The following is an 18,058-nucleotide window of genomic DNA, read 5'->3' on the forward strand; positions in this document are numbered from 1 at the left end:
AATACCGTCGATGGAAACAACGAACGATATCTCGCCCCGCCGCAGCGACCGGAGCCCGTGGAACTGGTTGCTGATCGTGCCGGCCGTGGTGCCGCTGCTCATGTTCCTCTACAACTCGAAGGAGCCCCGACTCTTCGGCTTTCCCTTCTTCTACTGGCTGCAACTGTCGTTCATCCTGCTCAGCGTCGCCACGACGGTGCTGGTGTACCGGATGACCAGCGCTCCGAAGGGGAACCGCGATGTGGCGTGACCATATGACGGAGATCGTCATCTTCACGACCCTCTTCGTCGGCGTCTCGGCGATGGGTTTCGTGGCCGCGCGATGGCGGCGTCCGACCGACCTGCAGCATCTGGACGAGTGGGGTCTGGGCGGCCGGAATTTCGGTTCCTGGATCACCTGGTTCCTGGTCGGTGGTGACCTGTACACCGCTTACACATTCGTCGCCGTCCCTGCCCTGTTGTTCGGTGCGGGCGCGGCCGGGTTCTTCGCGGTGCCCTACACGGTCATCATGTATCCGATCGTGTTCCTGGTCCTGATCCGGCTCTGGTCCGTGTCGCACCGGCACGGCTACGTCACTCCGGCCGACTTCGTGCGGGGCCGGTTCGGCTCCCCGACCCTGGCGCTGATCATCGCGGTCACCGGCATCGTCGCCACCCTGCCGTACATCGCCCTCCAGCTCGTCGGCATCGAAGCCGTGCTGAAGACGATGGGGCTCACCGGGGAGAGCACCCTCGCCCGGCACGCCCCGATCATCATCGCGTTCGCGATCCTCGCCGCGTACACGTACCAGTCGGGACTGCGGGCGCCGGCGCTGATCGCGTTCGTCAAGGACACGCTGATCTACATCGTGATCCTGGTCGCCGTCCTGTACATCCCGTCGAAACTCGGCGGCTGGGACGCGGTCTTCGACGCCGCCGACAAGAAGTTCCAGGCCTCGCCGGCGCCGAACGACGGCATCACGCTCAACATGAACAACCAGCTCCAGTACTTCTCCCTGGCGCTCGGCTCGGCCCTCGCCCTGTTCCTGTACCCGCACAGCATCACCGGCGTCCTGGCCAGCAAGAACCGCAACGTGATCAAGCGGAACATGTCGGCGCTGCCGGCCTACAGCCTGCTGCTGGGCCTGATCGCGCTGCTGGGCTACATGGCCATCGCCGCCGGGGTGAAGCCGCTCCCCGGCGCCAAGGCCGGGACGGTCGACACGAACACGGTCGTGCCGGTGCTGTTCGACCAGCAGTTCCCGTCGTGGTTCGCCGGGATCGCGTTCGCCGCCGTGGGCATCGGCGCGCTCGTCCCCGCGGCGATCATGTCCATCGCGGCGGCGAACCTGTTCACCCGCAACATCTACAAGGAGTACTTCAAGCGGGACGCGACCCCGGCGCAGGAGGCGCAGGTGTCGAAGGTGACGTCGCTGCTGGTGAAGATCGGCGCGGTGGCGGTCATCATCTTCCTCGACCCGCAGTTCTCCATCGACCTGCAGCTCATCGGCGGCGTCATCATCCTGCAGACCCTTCCCTCGGTCGCGCTCGGCCTGGTGACCCGCTGGTTCCACCGGGGTGCGCTGATGGCGGGCTGGGCCGCGGGCATGGGCCTCGGCATGTGGATGCTGTACCAGATCCCGAACGCCGCCACGAAGCGCGCGCACTTCGGCGGTTCGGCGTTCCCGCTGTCGGAGTTCGGGTTCGACACCAAGCGCACGGTCTACGTGGGCCTGGTTGCGGTCCTGGTCAATGTGCTGGTGACGGTCATCGGGACGGTCATCCTCAACGCGGCGAAGGTGCCGCACGGGGTGGACGAGACGACGGCCGACGACTACACGGCCGACGAGGACGACCCGCGGGTCGAGAAGAAGGTCGAGTCGCCGGTCGAACCGGTACCCGTTGTCTGATCACCGACCCGTCGTTTGATCACCGTTCGACCCGGTCCTCGGCCTCGTCCTCCGACGGGACGTCGCCGAGGGCCGCCGCGCACGCGGTTAGGTCTCTCGCCAGGCGGCGTTCGGCGGTCGGGGTCAGCGCGGCCAGCATCTTGCGCTCCACGGCGCCGACCGCGCGGTTGGCCGCCGCCAGTTGCTTGCGACCGGCGGCGGTCAGCTCGGTCGGCAGCGCCTTGCCGTAGGCCGCAACGGCCGGCCGGGTGAGCAGCCCGCGGCGTTCGAGGCCCTTGAGCACGAGGTGCATCGACTGCCGGGTCACGAAGACGGCCCGCGCCAGCTCGGAACCGGACAGCCCGGGCCGCTGCCGCAGAACCTCCAGGCAGGCGTACTGCGGAACGGTCAGGTCGAGCGGCCGCAACGCGTGGTCCATCGCGGAGCGCAGAGCGCTGTGCGCCTTCTTCAGCAGGTATCCGACCGACTCGTCGACGGGGCCGGGAACCGGGGCGTGACTCATGTCAGCAGTTTGACACACGTCGGGTTGTGTCAACGTCCTGACACGGGTACGTTTGTGTCAACACACTGACACAGACCCGGGAGCAGTCATGGCAGTTATTGGCCCGTCCTTCATCGCCCTGCAGGTGCGCGACCTCGAGAGGGCCGCGGAGTTCTACGAGACGCGGCTCGGGCTCGAGCGTGCCCCGGTCGCCCCGCCGCATGCCGTCGTCTTCGCCACCGAGCCCGCGTTCGCCGTCCGGGAACCGCTGCCCGGCGTGGACCTCGACGCGATCATGCCCGCCCCCGGGGCCGGCATGGTGCTGTGGCTGCGCGCCGACGACCCCCAGGCACTGCACGACAGCCTGGCGTCGAACGGCGTCGAGATCGCGGCGGCGCCGTTCGACGGGCCGTTCGGCCGGACGTTCAGCTTCCGCGACCCCGACGGGTACGTCGTCACCGTGCACGGCTGAGCCCCGCCCCGCAACGGTTTCAGCGCTCGCGGCCCGCGGGAGCGATCACGCGGCGCCGGCCGCCGCCGTGGACTTCGCCTCCCCGGAAGCCGACCCGGCCGGAGCGGCCGCGACGGTCTGCGCCGCCGGCGACAGCCGCACCGACACCGGCGAGTCGACGTCCAGCCCGAGCGCCAGGAACTCGTTGCGGGTGAGCGTCACGACGACCGGTTGCCCGCCGGAGGCCGGGGCGACCTCCACCCGGATCTCGAACCCGATGCGCGTGATCCGCGCGACCCTCCCGTGCACGGACGCCGGATCGGCGGAGTCGGTGTGCAGCTGGAGGTCGTGCGGGCGCACCAGGTCGTCGCCGAGCTGGGTGACCGGGCCGAGGAAGCGCATGACGAAGTCGTTCGCGGGCTTGTCGTAGAGGTCGTCCGGCGAGCCGATCTGCTCGATGCGGCCCTCGTTGATGACCACGATCTCGTCGGCCACCTCCAGCGCCTCCTCCTGGTCGTGCGTGACGAACACGGTCGTCACGTGCACCTCGTCGTGGAGGCGGCGCAGCCAGTCGCGCAGTTCCTTGCGGACCTTGGCGTCCAGGGCGCCGAACGGCTCGTCGAGCAGGAGCACCGTGGGGCGTACCGCCAGCGCCCGGGCCAGGGCCATGCGCTGCCGCTGCCCGCCGGAGAGCTGCGCCGGCAGCCGGTCCCCGAACTGCGACAGGTGCACCAGGTCGAGGAGTTCGTCGACGCGCGCCTTGATCTCGTCCTTGGGCCGCTTGCGGATCTCCAGCCCGAAGGCGACGTTGCGCCGCACCGACATGTGCTTGAACGCCGCGTAGTGCTGGAACACGAAGCCGACGTTGCGCTTCTGCGGGGGGAGTCCGGTGGCGTCGATGCCCTCGATCTCGACCCGCCCGCTGTCGGCCGTCTCCAGGCCGGCGATGATGCGCAGCAGCGTGGACTTGCCGCCGCCGGAGGGGCCGAGCAGGGCGGTGAGCCGGCCGGAGGGGATGCTCAACGACACGTCGTCGAGGGCCACGAAGCTCCCGAACCGCTTCCCGACACCGGAGATCTCAATGCTCATTTGACTTGTTCCTTCGGCCGGATGATCGACACGACGACGATGCAGGCGATGGCGATGAGGGCCAGCAGGAACGCCGTGGCATAGGCGCCGCCCTTGTCGAAGTTCAGGTACTTCTCCTCGACCACGAGGGTCGCGGTGCGGGTCTCGCCGAGGACGTTCCCGGAGACCACCTTGACCGCGCCGAACTCGCCCAGCGACCGGGCCAGGCTGAGCACGACGCCGTAGATGACGCCCCACTTGATCGCCGGCAGGGTGATCCGGCGGAACGTCTGCACCGGCCCGGCGCCGAGGCTGCGGGCGGCCTGCTCCTGCTCGTCGCCGACCTCCTCGAGCACCGGCACCACCTCGCGGATCACGAGCGGCAGCGCGACGAACACCGTCGCCATCACCATGCCCGGCGTCGCGAAGATGACCTGGTAGCCGACGCTCTCCAGGGCCGGCCCGAACCAGCCGGTGCGCCCGTTGTAGACCAGCACCAGCGCCAGCCCGACGACGATCGGCGACACCGACAGCGGCATGTCGAGCAGGGCGGACAGCAGCCGCTTGCCGGGGAAGTCGTAGCGCACGAGCAGCAGCGAGATGCCGACGCCGAAGATCGTGTTGATGATGACGGCCTGGACGCCGACGATCACCGTGAGGCGCAGCGCGTGCGCGGTGTCCGGATCGGTGAGGATGGCGCTGATGTCCGCGAAGCCGTCGGCGAAGGCGTTCTTGGCGACCAGGAAGACCGGCCACGCCACCAGCAGGAACATGTAGACCACGACGACGACGCGGAAGGTCCACTTCAGAGGCTTACCCACGGCGCACCACCCAGCGCTGAAGGGCGTCGACGGTGACGATGACGATGAACGAGATCACGAGCAGGATCGCGGCGGTCGCGGCGGCGCTCTCCAGGTTGTCGTTCTCGATGCTGCTGAGGATGCGCACCGAGGTGACCTCGGTGCGCATGGGCAGGTTGCCGGAGAGCAGGACGAGCGAGCCGTACTCGCTGACCCCCCGGGCGAAGGAGAGCGCGGCCCCCGCGGCGATCGCCGGGGTCAGGCTGGGCAGGATGATCCGGCGGAACGTCGTGAAGCGGCTGGCGCCCAGCGACGCGGCGGCCTCCTCGACCTCCCGGTCCAGCTCCGCGAGGACGGGCTGCACGGTGCGCACGACGAACGGCAGCGTCACGAACAGGAACGCCAGGAAGACGGCCGGGCGGGTGTTCGCGATGTCGATGCCGAGCGGGCTGTCGCGCCCGTAGAGGGAGAGCAGGACCAGGCCGGCCACGATCGTGGGGAGCGCGAACGGCACGTCGATGAGCACCTCGATCACCCGCTGGCCCCAGAAGCGGTCGCGCACCAGGACCCAGGCGATGAGCGTTCCCATGAAGACGTTGACGACGGTGACCAGGAGCGCGGTGCCGACGGTGAGGCGGATCGAGGCGGCGGTCTGGGCGTTGGTGACCGAGTCCCAGAACGCGCCCCAGCCGCCCTCGCCGGCGGTGACGATGACGGCGATGAGCGGGATGAGGACGAGCAGGCTGAACCAGAGCATGGCGACGCCGAGGCCCAGCCCGGAGGCGCGGTTCAGACGGCGGCCGCCCCGGGCCTTGCGGCGCGCGGGAGGCGCCGCAGGTCCCGGGGCGATGGTCGCGGTCGTCACTTGGCTTTCCCGGACTCAGCGATGATCTTGACGATGATGCCGTTCTTCTCGTCGAAGAACTTCTTCGACAGGGCCGACCAGCTGCCGAAGTCCTTCTCGACGGTGAGCAGCTTCTTCGGTGTCGGGAACGGGTTGTTCTTGTCCAGCGCGCCCTCGACGCCCTTGGTGTCTACGCCCTCGATCACCGGCCGGAAGCCCTTGAGCGCGAACTGCCGCTGGCCCTTGGGGCCGAGCACGAAGTCGAGCCACTTCTGGGCCTTCGGGTGGGAGTTCTTGAGGATGGCGCCCGGGTTCTCGATCTTGATCGTGGTGTCCGGGTAGACCCAGTCCAGCTTCTCGCCGCTCTGCGTGGCGAGGATGGCCTCGTTCTCGTAGGCGAGGAGCACGTCGCCGGTGCCGCCGATGAAGCTCGTGGTGGCGTCGCGGCCGCTGTTGGGCAGCGAGACGACGTTCGCGAAGAGCTTCTTCACGTACTCGGCGGCCTGCTCGTCGGTGCCGCCGTTGGCCGCGATGTGACCCCACGCCGCGAGAGCGTTCCAGCGGGCCGCCCCGGAGGAGGCCGGGTTGGGCGTGACGATCCCGATGCCGGGCTTGATCAGGTCGTCCCAGCCCTGGATGTTCTTCGGGTTGCCCTTGCGCACCGCGAGGACCACGACCGAGGTGGAGACGATGCCCTTGGTGGGGCCGGCGTTCCAGCCCGCGTCGACGAGTCCGGCGTCGACCAGGCGGGTCACGTCGCTGCTGACCGAGAAGTGCACGTAGTCGGCCTTGAGGCCGTTCTGCACCGCGCGGCTCTGGTCGCCGGAGGCGCCGTAGGAGGTCTTGAACTTCACGCCCTTGCCGTCGGAGGTCTTGTTCCACTCCGCGGCGATCGCCTTGTTGGCCTGCTCGGGGACCGCGAAGCCGACGATCGAGATCTCGCCGGCGTCGCCGCTGCCGGACGCGCTGCCGCCGCCGCAGGCCGTGAGTGCCAGGCCGGCGACCAACGCTAACGCGACCGATGCTCTGGCTCGGTTCATCTACGTCTCACATCCATACTGAATCGATCGGATATAGCTAGAACGTAGAGTCGATCGGTTGGGTGCGTCAACCACCCGTTCGGCCGACCGCGACCAGATCCGCGAGGCGCACGCCGTCGACCACCCCGGAGACCGCCTCGTCGAGCGAGATCCACACCTCGCGCAGCCCCTGCGCGGTGCCGCCGTACGTGGCGGCCACGGTCGGGCGGCCGCGCACGGTGGTCAGTTCGCCGTCCATGACGCGCAGGATCTCGCCGAGGCTGATCGCCTCCGCGGCGCGGGCCAGTCCGTAGCCGCCGTCGTTGCCGCGGTAGCTGAGCACGAGCCCGCCCCGGCGCAGGTCGACCAGGATCGACGTGAGGAAGCCCGCCGGTATCTGTTGGGCCGTGGCGATCTCCGCCGCCCGCACGAAGCGCGGGTGTGCCTCGGCGATGACGAGCATCGCCCGCACCGCATAGTCGGTACGCGCGGAAATGTGCACAGCGTCGTGCCCCCGATCGCCCCGGGCCAGATAACACACTTACTAGGTAGGGATACTATGTTCGATCGGGTTGGGCGGCAAGGTTGGCCGGGGACGCCCATCTTCCGAGCACGAACGCCGCGAGCAGGCCGGCGGCGGCCATGGTGACCGCGGCGGCCCCGAGCGACGCACCCGCCGCGACGGCGCCGATCAGCAGCGGCCCGCCGCCGTTGCCCACGTCGTTGAAGACCCGCCACACGCCGAGGAACTGCGCGCGTCCCACCGGCGGGGAGACGTCCGCGCCCAGCGTCATCACCAGGCCGGCGCTCAGCCCGTTGCCGATCCCCATCAGCAGGCCCACCGCCGCCAGCCCCAGCACGCCGCCGGCCAACGGCACCAGCGCGTGCGCCGCCCCGAGCAACGACATCGCCGGAACGGCCGCGAAGCGCCGACCACGCCGGTCCATCAGCCTGCCGGCCGGGTAGAACAGCAGCATGTCCACCGCCCCGGACAGCCCGTAGAGCAGGCCGATCGTGGCGGGCGACAGGCCCAGGCCGGCGCCCCACAGCGGCATGATCGTCTGCCGCGAGGCACGCAGGGCGCCGACCAACAGGATTCCGAGACCCAGCGTGCCGAGCGTCCGGATGTTCGACCGGATGATGCTCAGCAGGCTCGGGTGCGCAACGCCCGGCGTAGCGGGAGTGTCCTCGGGCGCCTGGGGGAGGAACGCCATCAGCGCGGCGGCGCCGCCGATCCCGACCAGGGCGACCAGGTACGCGCCGGGCAGGCCCAGGAAGTGCATGGCCCCGGCGCCGAGGAACGGCCCGACGAAGACGCCGATCCGCGACACCCCGCCCAGCGTCGACATCGCCCGCGCCCGCAGGTCCGGCCGCACCGCCTCGGTCAGGTAGGCGTGCCGCGCCACCCCCCACGCGGCGCCCGCCACGCCGAGCGCCACCACCGCCGCGCCGAAGATCCGCAGGTCACCGGCGACCATGCAGGCGACCAGCGCGGGCAGCATGAGGGCGGACGCGCCGATCATCGTGCGGCGCTCGCCGATGCGCGAGATGAGCACACCGGACGGCACGGCCCCGGCGATCTGGCCGAGGCCGAGCAGTCCCGCGACGACCGCGGCGGTGGCGGCGGAGGCGCCGAGGTCGATGGCGGACAGGACGATCACCGGGGCGACCGCGCCCATGCCGGTCGAGAAGATCGCGGCCGGCAGGTACACGCCGGGGCCGAGTTGGCGCAGGGTCAGTCCGTCGGTCGCCACCCCCGAACCGTAGCGATCTCCCGGTGCCTACTGTTGGCGGATGATCGCGCATCCGGGGCTTCGCTTCACCGACCACACCGTCGAGGTCCCGCTGGACCACCGGTCGCCGGACGCGGGCACCATCGAGATCTTCGCCCGCGAGGTGGTGGCCGCCGACCGGGTCGGCGAGGACCTGCCGTGGCTGCTGTTCCTGCAGGGCGGGCCGGGCGGCAAGGCGGGCCGGCCGCTGCGCGCCGACAGCTGGCTGGCCCGCGCGACGCGGACGCACCGCGTGCTGCTGCTGGACCAGCGCGGCACCGGGCGCAGCACCCCGGTCACGGCCCGCACGGTCCGCGGCCGGGACCCCCGCGACCTGGCCGCCTACCTGCGGTTGTTCCGCGCCGACAGCATCGTCGCCGACGCCGAGATCCTGCGCGAACGACTCAACGCCGGCCGGCCCTGGGACACCCTCGGGCAGAGCTACGGCGGATTCATCACGATGACGTACCTGTCGTTCGCGCCGCAGGGGCTGCGCACCTGTTACATCACCGGTGGCCTGCCGGGGCTCACGGCGAGCGCGGACGACGTGTACGCGCGCACCTATCCCCGGGTCGCGGCGAAGAACGCCGAGTACTACCGGGCGTTCCCCGACGACGTGGCGGCGGTGCGGCGGATCGCCGACCACCTGCGGGACGAGGACGTGCGGCTGCCGGACGGCGACCGGTTGACCGTGCCGCGGTTGCGGGTGTTGGGCAGCGCGTTCGGGATGAGCTACGGGTACGCGCAGACGCACTGGCTGCTGGACGAGGCGTGGCACGGGGATTCGTTGTCGGACACCTTTCTGTACGAGGTGATGCGGCTGACCGGGTTCGTGGACCAGCCGCTGTTCGCCCTGCAGGAGTACTGCTACGGGGCGCCGGGCCTGCCGGCCACGCGCTGGGCCGCCGCGCGGGCGATCGGCACCTATCCGGCGTTCGGGGAGGACGCCACGCCGCTGCTGTTCACCGGCGAGATGATGTTCCCGTTCATGTTCCGCGAGATCGCCGCGCTGAAGCCGTTCGCCGGGGCGGCCGACATCCTCGCCGAGGTCGACGACTGGAGCGCCCTGCTCGACCCCGAACGCCTCGCCGCCAACGACGTGCCGGTGCTCGCCGCCGTCTACGCCGACGACATGTACGTCGACGCGGGGCTCTCCCTGGAGACCGCCGCCGCCGTCGGCAACGTGCGCGCCTGGGTGACGAACGAGCACGAGCACGACGGGCTGCGCACGGCCGGCGACCAGGTGCTGTCCCATCTCATGGAGATGGCTTCCGGATTGCGGTAGGCGCTTCTCGAACTCGTCGGAACTTCTCGGGCACGGCGGGCGACCAATGTCGCAACGCCCGCCGTCGTCCGAGGAGCCGCGATGTCCGCACCCACCCGTTCCGTGGGTCCCCTGCTGTTGCGGCTGCACTTCTACGCCGGCGTGCTCGTGGCGCCGTTCCTGGTGGTGGCCGCGGTCACCGGGCTGCTGTTCGTGACGACGCCGCAGCTCGACCGGGCCGTCTACGCCGACGAACTCCGCACCGACGGCCACGGCCCGCGCAAGCCGCTGGCCGAGCAGGTCGCCGCCGCCGTGGCCGCCCACCCGGAGGGAACCGTCAGCGAGGTGATCCTCCCCGCGGGCGACGACCTCAACACCCGGGTCGTCTTCGCCGTGGAGTCCCTCGGCGAGAACAACGACACCGTCTACGTCGACCCGTACACCGCGCGGGTCAAGGGCAGCCTCGTCACCTACTACGGCGCCACACCGCTGAACACCTGGCTCGACGTCCTGCACCGCGACCTGCACCTGGGACCCGTCGGCAACCTCTACTCCGAACTGGCGGCCAGCTGGCTGTGGATCGTGGCGCTGGGCGGCGTCGTGCTGTGGCTGCGCCGCCAGCGCGGCCGGCTGCGCGCGGCGCTCGTGCCGGACCTGAAGGCGCGCAAGGGCGTGCGGCGTTCCCGCGGCTGGCACGCGTCGCTCGGCCTGTGGCTCGCGCTCGGCCTGTTCATCATCTCGGCGACCGGCCTGACCTGGTCCAACTACGCCGGCGAGAACTTCGGCGCGGTGCAGGACGCGCTGAACGGCAGCGCCCCGGCCGTGTCGACCGCGGCCGCCCCGGACAGCGGCGGCGGTGGGCACCACGGCTCGGCCGGCGCGGCGCGGCCGGCCGACCTGACGCTGCTCGATCCGGTGGTGGCGACCGCCCGGGCCGCCGGTCTGGACGGCACCGTCATCGTGACCCCGCCGGCGGAACCCGGCACGGCGTGGACCGTGGGCCAGGACAGCGCGCCGTTCGGCTTCGACGTCGTCGCGGTCGCCCCGGACGGGAAGACGGTCACCGACCGGGTGGACTTCGCCGACTGGCCGCTGCTGGCCAAGCTCACCAAGCTCGGCATCTACGCGCACATGGGCATCCTGTTCGGACTGCCGAACCAGCTCGTGCTGGGCGCGCTCGCCCTCGGCCTGCTGACCGTCATCTTCTGGGGCTACCGGATGTGGTGGCAGCGGCGCCCGACGCGGGCCGGCCGTTCGGCGCCGTTCGGGACGGCACCGGCGCGGGCGGCCTGGCGGCAGCTGCCCACCTGGGCGATCGTGGTCGGTGTGCCGCTGGTCGTGGCGCTCGGGTACGCGCTGCCGCTGTTCGGGCTCTCGCTGGTCGGGTTTCTCCTGACGGATCTGGTGATCGGTGCGCTCCAGGGGCGGCGCGTGGCGGCGATCGCGCCCGCTTCCCCGGTCCCCCTGGACAGCCCGTCGGAAGAGGCCAAGGTCTGACGGAACCAAACGGCGGCCCGGAACGACTACTGGTCGAACCCCGCAGTCTCATTCGAGGACAATTGCCATTATGCGAGTATTCTTCCGCGCGGCCGCGGCCGTTCTCACCGCTGCCGTGGCCGGCGTGATGATCGCGCCCGGTGTCGCCTCCGCACACGTGACGGTCAGCTCCGCCAGCGCCGTCCAGGGCGGCTACGCGAAGATCACGTTCCGCGTCCCGAACGAGAAGGCCAACGCCGGCACCGCCAAGCTCGAGGTGGTGCTGCCGACCGACAAGCCCGTCGTCTCGGTCTCCACGAAACCGGTCGGCGGCTGGACGGTCGCCACCGAGAAGACCAAGCTCGCCACGCCGGTCAAGACGGCCGACGGCGAGATCACCGAGGCCGTCTCGAAGATCACCTGGACGGCCGCGCCGGACGCCGTCATCCAGCCGGGGCAGTTCCAGGAGTTCGACGTGTCGCTGGGGCCGCTGCCCGAGGCGGACCAGCTGGTGTTCAAGGCGCTGCAGACCTACTCCGACGGCGACGTGGTCCGCTGGATCGAGGAACCGGGCGGCGCCACCGAGCCGGAGCACCCGGCGCCCGTGCTCAAGCTGACCAAGGCGAACGCCGCGCCGGACGCACCCGGCGGCGCGGGCTCCACCGACGCCCCGACCACCTCCTCGGCCTCCAGCCAGACCGAGGAAGCGGGTCGCGACGGGCTCACGCTCAGCTTCGCCGTCGGCGGCCTGCTGATCGCCGTCGCGGGTCTCGTCGTGGCGCTGCTGGCCTATCGCAAGGCCGCCGCCGCGCCGCCCGCGGCGTAGGGAACGACATGGACGACGCGGTCACCGGCTGGGCGTACGCGGCAGCGGCCGGTGACCGGGTCGCCGCGGCCGCCTTCGTGCGCGCCACCCAGGTCGAGGTGACCCGCTTCCTGGCGCACCTGGTGGGCAACCGGGACGCGGAGGACCTCGCCCAGGAGACCTACCTGCGGGCGTTCCGCGGCCTGCCCGCGTTCGCCGGGCGTTCCTCGGCGCGCACGTGGCTGTACTCCATCGCCCGGCGGGTCGCCGCCGACCACGTCCGTGCGGTGCGCCGCCGGCCGCGCGTGGCCGAGGGACAGGACTGGCTCGCCGCGGCCGAACGCCGGCAGTCCGTCGACGGCGGCCGCATCGACGAACAGATCGTGCTCCGGCGGTTGCTGGACGCGCTGCCGGCCGACCAGCGGGAGGCGTTCGTGGCCACCCAGCTCGTGGGACTGTCCTATGAGGACGCCGCGCAGGTGTGCGGATGCCCGGTCGGCACCATCCGCTCGCGCGTGGCGCGTGCGCGCAGCCGACTCGTGCTGCTCCTGAACGACACATACGTACCCGGCGACGGAAAGGATTTCGCCAGCGCCTGAAAGTTCGCTCAGGAACGGCACTCGTCTCTCATATCGCGCTCACAGGAACGCATGGTTATGTTTGCCCCATGACCGAGCCCGAGCCTGCTGGGCGGACGCCGTCGCCGACGCGGCGGCGCCTCGGGTTCGGCGCGGTCGCGGTGCTGTTACTGGCCGCCACCGCCTTCCTGGCCTTCCGATGGGGGTCCGGCTCCGCGGACTCCGCCGCACCGGTGCCGACCGCCTCGCCCTCCCCGTCCGCCACCGCGCTCAGCGCCGCCGAGGTCTACCAGGCGCTCAAGCCGTCCGTGGTGACCATCGAGGCGACGGCGCCCGGCGGTAGCGAGGTGCGTTCCACCGGCACCGGTGTGATCGCCAGCGCGGAGGGCGTGATCCTGACCGCCCGCCACGTGGTGGTGGGCGACGGGGCGATCCGGGTGACGTTCGCGGACGGGACGCAGGCGCTGGCGACCGTGGCCGCCGAGGACGCCTCCATCGACATCGCGCTCCTCACCGTCGACGCCCTCCCCGGGGTGCTGGTGCCGGCGAAGCTGGGCAACTCCGGCCGGCTCGCGATCGGTCACGAGGTGGTGGCTATCGGCAACCCGTTCGGGCTGACCGGCAGCGCCACGTCCGGCGTCGTCTCCGGGCTCGACCGCGCCGCCGGTGGGACCGACGGGTCGCGGCTGTCCGGGCTGATCCAGTTCGACGCGGCCGTCAATCCGGGCAACTCCGGCGGGCCGCTGGTCAACATGCGTGGCGAGACGATCGGGATCGTGGTGGCGCTGGCCAATCCGACGGGGGCCGGCACCTTCATCGGCATCGGATTCGCCGTTCCCATCGGATCGGCTCTGGGCGCCGGGGGAGAAGGACCCGGCGGCCGCGGCCCGGAACAGTAAGGACAGAGAGCCTTGGAGAACAACGGCGGACCCGGCACGGATCCGGTCGAGCAGGTGCTGTACGAGGTCAAGAAGACCATCGTCGGGCAGGACGCCCTGCTCGAACGCCTCCTCGTGGCGCTGCTGTCCCGGGGGCACATCCTCGTCGAGGGCGTGCCCGGGCTGGCCAAGACCCTCGCGGTGAAGGCCCTGGCGGCCGCGATCGGCGGGCGGTTCAACCGGATCCAGTTCACGCCGGACCTGGTGCCGGCCGACATCGTCGGGACGCGCGTGTTCCATCAGCGCAGCGGCGAGTTCGAGGTGTCGCTCGGGCCGGTCTTCACCAACCTGCTGCTCGCCGACGAGATCAACCGGGCGCCGGCCAAGGTGCAGAGCGCACTGCTGGAGGTCATGCAGGAGCAGCAGGTCACCATCGGCCGCGAGACGCACCCGGTGCCGAAGCCGTTCCTGGTGATGGCGACGCAGAACCCGATCGAGTCCGAGGGCACCTATCCGCTGCCCGAGGCGCAGGTCGACCGCTTCATGATGAAGGTGCTCGTGGGCTACCCGAGCGCGACGGAGGAGTTCGTCATCGTCGAGCGGGCCATCTCGCCGACACCGCAGCCGCAGGCGATCCTCACGCCGGAACGCCTCGTCGAGATGCAGACGCAGGTCGAGCAGGTCTACGTCGACCCGGCGCTGATCGAGTACGCCGTCCGGCTGGCCAACGCCACCCGCGAACCGGCCCAGGTGGGGCTCGGCGACCTGGCCCGGTACGTGGAGTTCGGGGCGAGCCCGCGCGCCTCGATCAACCTGATCCTGGCCGCGCGAGCCCTCGCCTACGTGCGCGGCCGCGACTACGTGGTGCCCCGCGACGTCACCGAACTGGCGCACGACATCCTGCGGCACCGGCTCGTGCTCACCTACGAGGCGCTCTCCGACGACGTCACGCCGGACGCCGTGCTGACCCGGGTGATGGACGCGCTACCGGTCCCGGACGCGCCGCCGCGCGGGGTGCTCAGAAAATGAGCGCGGGGCGGGGCGGCGCGGTGCCGTCTGGACTGAGGAGCGTAGCGACGAGGGAAGACGGTGCCTCGGGCGCCGGCCCGATGCTTGCGCGGGAAGCACTGTGAGCGCGGGGCGGGGCGGGGCGGCGCGGTGCCGTCTGGACTGAGGAGCGTAGCGACGAGGGAAGACGGTGCCTCGGGCGCCGGCCCGACGCTTGCGCGGGAAGCACTGTGAGCGCGACGCCCGATCGCCTGTTGCGGCGCCTGGAGTGGCAGGTCGTGCGGCGGCTCGACGGGCAGTTGCTGGGCTCCTACCGGACCGTGTTCCGGGGCACCGGCATCGACTTCGCCGACCTGCGCCTGTACACGCCCGAGGACGACGTGCGGCACATCGACTGGAACGTCACGGCCCGGCTCGACGAGCCCTACGTGCGCCAGTACACCGAGGATCGGGACCTGACCGCCTGGCTCGTGCTGGACCGTTCCGCCTCGATGCGCTTCGGTCCCGACGGGCACGACAAGGACGTGGTGCTCACCGACCTCGCCGTGTGCCTGGCGCGGCTGTTCACGCAGGGCGGCAACCGGGTCGGGGCGGTCTGCTACGACAACGGCTTCCAGCGGGTGATCCCGGCGCGCACCGGCCGCAGGCACGTGCTGCACCTGACGAACGAACTGACGAAGCAGCGTTCCGGCGGCCCGCGCGACGGCCGCGTCACCGACCTGGACGCGATGCTGCGGCTGGCGGCCAACACCGTTCGCCGGCGCAGTCTCGTCTTCGTCGTGTCGGACTTCATCGCCGACGTCGAGTGGGAACGCGCGCTGACCCGGCTGGCGCACCGGCACGAGGTGGTGGCGATCCGCGTCGTCGACCCGGTCGAACTGGAGCTGCCCGACCTCGGTCTCATCCTCATCGAGGACGCGGAGACGGGTGAGCAGCTGCTCGCCGACACCAGCGATCCGCTGTTCCGGCAACGGCTGCGGGCCGAGGTCGCCGCGCGCGAGGACGCCGTCACCGCCTCGATGAAGCGCGCCGGGGTCACCTACCACCGGCTCGGCACCGACGAGGATCTGGCGCGGGCGCTGGTGGAGATGGTGCGCCGGTCGAAGCGGAGGCGGCTGTGAGCGTCCAGTACCCGTTCATGGTCGCGGTGGCGCTGCTCGGCGGCGTGGGGCTGTTTCTCGCCTACCGGTGGCTGCATCGGCAACGGGTCGCGGCTCTGCAGAAGGCGGGCCTGCGCGCGCAGGGCGGTCGGCGGCGGCACGTTCCGCCGGCGCTGTTCCTGAGCGCGTTGGTGCTGCTGATGTTCGGGCTGGCGCGGCCGCAGGCGACCGTCGACGTGCCGCACCTGTCGGGGACCGTGGTGCTGGCGTTCGACGTGTCCAACAGCATGACCGCGAAGGACGTGTCGCCGTCGCGGCTGGAGGCGGCGAAGAACGCGGCGAAGTCCTTTGTGGAGGCTCAGCCGTCCACAGTGGACATCGGGCTGGTGGCGTTCGGGGGCGCGGGGGCGCTGACCACCCGGCAGCCCAGTGCGGACCACCAGGCGGCCCTGGCCGCGATCGACCGGCTCGCCACCGGCGGCGGCACCTCGCTCGGCAACGCGATCCTCGCCGCGCTGGGAGCGGTGGTCGGCAAGCCGGTGGTGCTTCCCGCCGAGGGCTCCAACGAGCCGGTGCCGGACCTGGGCTACCGCGGGGACGCGACGATCGTGCTGCTCTCCGACGGGGAGGACACGACGGGGCCGGACGCCGTGGCCGCCGCCGAGCTGGCCGCCGCCGCGGGCGTTCACATAGAAACCATCGGGGTGGGGACGGTCGAGGGGGCGACGATCGAGGTCGACGGCTTCCAGCTCGCGACCTCCCTCGACGAGGAACTGCTGACCGAGGTGGCGGAGACCACCTCGGGCAAATACCACCGCGCCGAGGACGCCGAGGCCCTCGACAACGCCTACCGCTCGCTGGATCTGCGGATCACGACCGAGGAGCAGCCGCTCGAACTGACCGGTGTGCTCGTGGTCGCCGCCCTGGTGCTGCTCACGATCGGGGGCCTGCTGATGATCAACTGGTTCGGACGGATCGTCTGATGTCGTTCTCCTGGCCGTGGGCCCTCGTCGCGCTGCTCGCCTTTCCCGCGCTGCTCGCCTTCCGCTGGTGGACCCGCCGCCGGCGCCGTCGCGAGGCGGTGCGGCTGTCCAGCCTCACCCTGATCCGGGCGGCACTGCCGGGGCGTTCGTCGTGGCGGCGCCGGATCCCGATCTGGCTGTTCGCGATCGGTTTGATCGCTCTGGGAACGGGCGCCGCCCGGCCGCAGGCGTCGATGCGGGTGCCGAAGAACGCCGCCTCGATCCTGCTCGCGATCGACGTGTCCCAGTCGATGTGCTCCACCGACGTGCAGCCCAACCGGATCACCGCGGCGCAGGAGGCGGCGCGCACGTTCATCAAGGCGCAGGACGACGAGGCGCGCATCGGGCTGGTGGCGTTCGCCGGGATCGCCGGCCTCCTCGTCGAACCGACCAGTGACAAGCGGGAACTCCTCGCCGCGATCGACGGGCTGAAGACGTCCCGCGGGACGGCCATCGGCATGGCGATCCTCGCTTCGGTGGACGCCATCGCCGAGGTCAACCCCGCGGTCCCGCCCACCGGCGTCTCGCTGCCCGCCGCGACGCCGGACGGCGAGTTCGAGCCCGACACCATCGTCGTCCTGACCGACGGGCGCAACACGCAGGGCGTCGACCCGGTGGCGGCGGCCCAGCAGGCGGCGGCCCGCAAACTGCGCGTGTACACGATCGGCTTCGGCACCACCAACCCGGCCGCGTCGGTCTGCACCGCCGACCAGCTCGGCGGCGACGCCACGGCCGGCGACCGGCCCCGCTTCGGCGGCGGCGGGCCGGGCGCCGGGCGCAACTTCCGCCAGCTCGACGAGCAGACCCTGACGACCGTCGCCGACTCGACCGGCGGCGAGTACTTCAAGGCCGAGGACGCCGAGGAACTCGGTGAGGTGCTGCTCGACCTGCCGAAGGCGATGACGTTCCAGCGGCAGGACGTGGAACTGACGGTGTGGTTCGCGCTCGTGGGCGCGCTGCTGGTGGCCGGCGCGGTCGGCCTGGCCCAGTGGTGGAACCGCACCACGGTCCCGTCGGTGGCACGCGCGGCACCGACCCCGTAGAACGTCGGGTCAGGCGGTCAGCTGCCGCCGCATCTCGGCGGAGTCGTGGAGGTTGGTCATCTGTGCGAACCGGCCGTCGCGCACCTCGTAGATCGCGTACTCGACGATCTCGAACGAGGCGCCGGACGGCGGCACGCCGAGCCACTCCTTCGCCGGGGTGCCCGTGTTGACGGCACGAACGGCGATCCGGTCGCGGTCGAACAGCAGTTCCTGGAACTCCCAGTGGATGTCCGGGACGGCGTCGGCGATTCCCTTCAGGACGGTGACGACGTCGTCCCGGGTGCCGGGCTCGCCGTTGAGCAGCACCCGGTCGTTGATGAACTCGTCCATCCGGTCGAACTCGTGGGCGTTGAGCGCCGCCCCGTAGCGCAGGTACCAGTCGCGCAGGCCGTTGTCCGTCATGGGATCGCCTCCTCGTGCCGCGGTGTCGCGCGGCCGCAGACTTCTGCACCGATCGGTGCAGAAATCGACCCTAGCACTTCGGTACCGATCGGTGCAGAAGTGGCGGCGTGCTGTGACGGGGCAGACTACGGGCGCCGGTGGTAGACGTTGCGGCGTGG

At 71.1% G+C, this 18,058-nt stretch carries 20 protein-coding genes; 12 read left to right on the forward strand and 8 right to left on the reverse strand.

What is annotated here, in order from left to right:
- Positions 1–10 precede the first annotated feature (10 nt).
- Positions 11–250: a DUF3311 domain-containing protein gene (locus tag Val02_RS30355; protein ID WP_203902671.1), complete on the forward strand. Its 240-nt coding sequence runs from the start codon at positions 11–13 to the stop codon at positions 248–250.
- Positions 240–1,889: a monocarboxylate uptake permease MctP gene (gene mctP / locus Val02_RS30360; RefSeq protein WP_203902672.1), complete on the forward strand. Its 1,650-nt coding sequence runs from the start codon at positions 240–242 to the stop codon at positions 1,887–1,889. Before Val02_RS30355 ends, mctP begins: the two co-directional genes overlap by 11 nt.
- A gap of 19 nt (positions 1,890–1,908) precedes the next feature.
- Here the strand turns inward: mctP and Val02_RS30365 are convergent, their stop codons facing one another.
- A complete protein-coding gene (locus Val02_RS30365) occupies positions 1,909–2,391 on the reverse strand; it encodes a MarR family winged helix-turn-helix transcriptional regulator (protein ID WP_203902673.1) in 483 nt (160 codons plus the stop codon).
- Positions 2,392–2,479: 88 nt separating this feature from the next.
- Between Val02_RS30365 and Val02_RS30370 the strand changes: the two genes are divergently transcribed.
- The gene (locus tag Val02_RS30370) at positions 2,480–2,842 is read left to right on the forward strand and encodes a VOC family protein (protein WP_203902674.1); all 363 of its coding nucleotides are present in this window, start codon (positions 2,480–2,482) and stop codon (positions 2,840–2,842) included.
- Positions 2,843–2,887: 45 nt separating this feature from the next.
- On the opposite strand, the gene Val02_RS30375 is transcribed toward Val02_RS30370, so the two are convergent.
- The 6 genes from Val02_RS30375 to Val02_RS30400 form a co-directional block, all read right to left on the reverse strand.
- Entirely contained in the window at positions 2,888–3,910 is a 1,023-nt protein-coding gene (locus tag Val02_RS30375) for a sulfate/molybdate ABC transporter ATP-binding protein (protein ID WP_203902675.1), read from the reverse strand.
- The gene (locus tag Val02_RS30380) at positions 3,907–4,710 is read right to left on the reverse strand and encodes a sulfate ABC transporter permease (RefSeq protein ID WP_239153446.1); all 804 of its coding nucleotides are present in this window, start codon (positions 4,708–4,710) and stop codon (positions 3,907–3,909) included. The genes Val02_RS30375 and Val02_RS30380 overlap by 4 nt, the downstream gene beginning before the upstream one ends.
- A complete protein-coding gene (cysT, locus tag Val02_RS30385; RefSeq protein ID WP_203902676.1) occupies positions 4,703–5,554 on the reverse strand; it encodes a sulfate ABC transporter permease subunit CysT in 852 nt (283 codons plus the stop codon). The genes Val02_RS30380 and cysT overlap by 8 nt, the downstream gene beginning before the upstream one ends.
- The gene (locus Val02_RS30390; protein ID WP_203902677.1) at positions 5,551–6,573 is read right to left on the reverse strand and encodes a sulfate ABC transporter substrate-binding protein; all 1,023 of its coding nucleotides are present in this window, start codon (positions 6,571–6,573) and stop codon (positions 5,551–5,553) included. The genes cysT and Val02_RS30390 overlap by 4 nt, the downstream gene beginning before the upstream one ends.
- A 67-nt stretch (positions 6,574–6,640) precedes the next feature.
- Positions 6,641–7,093, reverse strand: coding sequence for an RrF2 family transcriptional regulator (locus Val02_RS30395; RefSeq protein WP_308440031.1), 453 nt, complete (start codon positions 7,091–7,093; stop codon positions 6,641–6,643).
- Between the two features lie 16 nt (positions 7,094–7,109).
- Entirely contained in the window at positions 7,110–8,306 is a 1,197-nt protein-coding gene (locus Val02_RS30400) for an MFS transporter (protein WP_203902679.1), read from the reverse strand.
- 40 nt (positions 8,307–8,346) lie between these two features.
- Here Val02_RS30400 and Val02_RS30405 point away from each other — a divergent pair, with 40 nt between their 5' ends.
- The 9 genes from Val02_RS30405 (at position 8,347) to Val02_RS30445 (ending at position 17,498) form a co-directional block, all read left to right on the forward strand.
- Positions 8,347–9,609, forward strand: coding sequence for an alpha/beta fold hydrolase (locus tag Val02_RS30405; RefSeq protein WP_203902680.1), 1,263 nt, complete (start codon positions 8,347–8,349; stop codon positions 9,607–9,609).
- 81 nt (positions 9,610–9,690) lie between these two features.
- Positions 9,691–11,085 (forward strand): PepSY-associated TM helix domain-containing protein, encoded by a 1,395-nt coding sequence (locus tag Val02_RS30410; RefSeq protein ID WP_203902681.1) that lies wholly within the window; start codon positions 9,691–9,693, stop codon positions 11,083–11,085.
- Positions 11,086–11,155: 70 nt separating this feature from the next.
- A complete protein-coding gene (locus Val02_RS30415) occupies positions 11,156–11,890 on the forward strand; it encodes a YcnI family copper-binding membrane protein (protein WP_203902682.1) in 735 nt (244 codons plus the stop codon).
- A gap of 8 nt (positions 11,891–11,898) precedes the next feature.
- Positions 11,899–12,468, forward strand: a complete 570-nt coding sequence (locus Val02_RS30420; RefSeq protein ID WP_203902683.1) for a sigma-70 family RNA polymerase sigma factor — start codon at positions 11,899–11,901, stop codon at positions 12,466–12,468.
- Positions 12,469–12,536: 68 nt separating this feature from the next.
- Positions 12,537–13,346, forward strand: coding sequence for a S1C family serine protease (locus tag Val02_RS30425; protein WP_203902684.1), 810 nt, complete (start codon positions 12,537–12,539; stop codon positions 13,344–13,346).
- Positions 13,347–13,358: 12 nt separating this feature from the next.
- The gene (locus Val02_RS30430; RefSeq protein WP_203902685.1) at positions 13,359–14,354 is read left to right on the forward strand and encodes an AAA family ATPase; all 996 of its coding nucleotides are present in this window, start codon (positions 13,359–13,361) and stop codon (positions 14,352–14,354) included.
- A 209-nt stretch (positions 14,355–14,563) separates the two neighbouring features.
- On the forward strand, positions 14,564–15,454 hold the full coding sequence (locus tag Val02_RS30435) for a DUF58 domain-containing protein (protein ID WP_203902686.1): 891 nt from the start codon (positions 14,564–14,566) through the stop codon (positions 15,452–15,454).
- Positions 15,451–16,416 (forward strand): VWA domain-containing protein, encoded by a 966-nt coding sequence (locus Val02_RS30440; protein ID WP_203902687.1) that lies wholly within the window; start codon positions 15,451–15,453, stop codon positions 16,414–16,416. The genes Val02_RS30435 and Val02_RS30440 overlap by 4 nt, the downstream gene beginning before the upstream one ends.
- Complete coding sequence (locus Val02_RS30445) at positions 16,416–17,498, forward strand: VWA domain-containing protein (RefSeq protein WP_203902688.1); 1,083 nt, start codon at positions 16,416–16,418, stop codon at positions 17,496–17,498. Before Val02_RS30440 ends, Val02_RS30445 begins: the two co-directional genes overlap by 1 nt.
- Before the next feature lie 9 nt (positions 17,499–17,507).
- On the opposite strand, the gene Val02_RS30450 is transcribed toward Val02_RS30445, so the two are convergent.
- Entirely contained in the window at positions 17,508–17,900 is a 393-nt protein-coding gene (locus Val02_RS30450; protein ID WP_203902689.1) for an ester cyclase, read from the reverse strand.
- Between the last annotated feature and the right edge of the window lie 158 nt (positions 17,901–18,058).

The organism is Virgisporangium aliadipatigenens (assembly GCF_016863615.1).
Classification (GTDB): Bacteria; Actinomycetota; Actinomycetes; order Mycobacteriales; family Micromonosporaceae; genus Virgisporangium; species Virgisporangium aliadipatigenens.

What these genes read in the sequence shown, in the direction of transcription:
- Val02_RS30365 (WP_203902673.1), bottom strand. Translation starts at nt 2,391, where the DNA reads ATGAGTCACGCCCCGGTTCCCGGCCCCGTCGACGAGTCGGTCGGATAC.
- Val02_RS30355 (WP_203902671.1), top strand. Translation starts at nt 11, where the DNA reads ATGGAAACAACGAACGATATCTCGCCCCGCCGCAGCGACCGGAGCCCG.
- Val02_RS30390 (WP_203902677.1), bottom strand. Translation starts at nt 6,573, where the DNA reads ATGAACCGAGCCAGAGCATCGGTCGCGTTAGCGTTGGTCGCCGGCCTG.
- Val02_RS30445 (WP_203902688.1), top strand. Translation starts at nt 16,416, where the DNA reads ATGTCGTTCTCCTGGCCGTGGGCCCTCGTCGCGCTGCTCGCCTTTCCC.
- Val02_RS30415 (WP_203902682.1), top strand. Translation starts at nt 11,156, where the DNA reads ATGCGAGTATTCTTCCGCGCGGCCGCGGCCGTTCTCACCGCTGCCGTG.
- Val02_RS30450 (WP_203902689.1), bottom strand. Translation starts at nt 17,900, where the DNA reads ATGACGGACAACGGCCTGCGCGACTGGTACCTGCGCTACGGGGCGGCG.
- Val02_RS30410 (WP_203902681.1), top strand. Translation starts at nt 9,691, where the DNA reads ATGTCCGCACCCACCCGTTCCGTGGGTCCCCTGCTGTTGCGGCTGCAC.
- Val02_RS30405 (WP_203902680.1), top strand. Translation starts at nt 8,347, where the DNA reads ATGATCGCGCATCCGGGGCTTCGCTTCACCGACCACACCGTCGAGGTC.
- Val02_RS30420 (WP_203902683.1), top strand. Translation starts at nt 11,899, where the DNA reads ATGGACGACGCGGTCACCGGCTGGGCGTACGCGGCAGCGGCCGGTGAC.
- Val02_RS30370 (WP_203902674.1), top strand. Translation starts at nt 2,480, where the DNA reads ATGGCAGTTATTGGCCCGTCCTTCATCGCCCTGCAGGTGCGCGACCTC.
- mctP (WP_203902672.1), top strand. Translation starts at nt 240, where the DNA reads ATGTGGCGTGACCATATGACGGAGATCGTCATCTTCACGACCCTCTTC.
- Val02_RS30375 (WP_203902675.1), bottom strand. Translation starts at nt 3,910, where the DNA reads ATGAGCATTGAGATCTCCGGTGTCGGGAAGCGGTTCGGGAGCTTCGTG.
- Val02_RS30425 (WP_203902684.1), top strand. Translation starts at nt 12,537, where the DNA reads ATGACCGAGCCCGAGCCTGCTGGGCGGACGCCGTCGCCGACGCGGCGG.